At 38.9% G+C, this 699-nt stretch carries 2 pseudogenes; both read right to left on the reverse strand.

Going from position 1 to position 699, the window contains the following annotated elements:
* Positions 1-251 (reverse strand): annotated as a pseudogene (locus tag THEPK_RS01170) (TrmB family transcriptional regulator); the annotation flags it as partial.
* A 238-nt stretch (positions 252-489) separates the two neighbouring features.
* Positions 490-699: pseudogene (locus THEPK_RS01175) on the reverse strand (IS6 family transposase); the annotation flags it as partial.

Consider the following 699-nt stretch of genomic DNA (forward strand, 5'->3'; position numbering starts at 1 on the left):
GAACTTCTCAAGAACGTTTTGGGGTGCACTGGCCTGTATTTGTTGGCTTTTCCTGGTTGACTCAATGCAAATCCTTTCTTTTCTAAACTTCTTAAGACATCGTAAGTTCTTGGAGCTGGTACTTCGGAAACACTCACAAGCTCTGCGGGTGTGAGAACCCCAAAGGCGACCAATGCAACATAAGCCCTAGCCTCGTACAACTTCAGTTCAAAGTGCTCCTGTAAAAGCTCTACCATTCTTTCTTTCACCATTTTTAATCACCTCTTCTATTTGTAAAATAGCCAAAGACCTATATAAATTTTTCTTATCGAGCTTAGTTGTCCTTTTTCTAATTGTAATTTTATTTTGACTGCATGAATATGCAATTCTGTTACTATTAAAATAGTTAAAAATACACAACAAAGCATGTAACATGCATTTACACATAACCCTGTTACAGAGCAGTGAATTTAAACAACGTGAACACTTTGTTGAATTTTCACGATATTGTCAGGATAACTGGGGCATCACCTCCTGAAGCCATTCAATAACATCACCCGGAGGCCTATCAAACCTAGAATGAATTCTGACAAAATTATACCAGAAGGCAAACAGAAAAACAAACCTATGAACTCTCCTCCAGTCTTTACCCCTGAAATTATTCCAGAAACGCTTCGTCCTCTCCTTCAACGTCCTAAACCAGCGCTCAACACTGTTCCT

Source organism: Thermococcus sp. PK (assembly GCF_000430485.1).
Lineage (GTDB): Archaea > Methanobacteriota_B > Thermococci > Thermococcales > Thermococcaceae > Thermococcus_A > Thermococcus_A bergensis.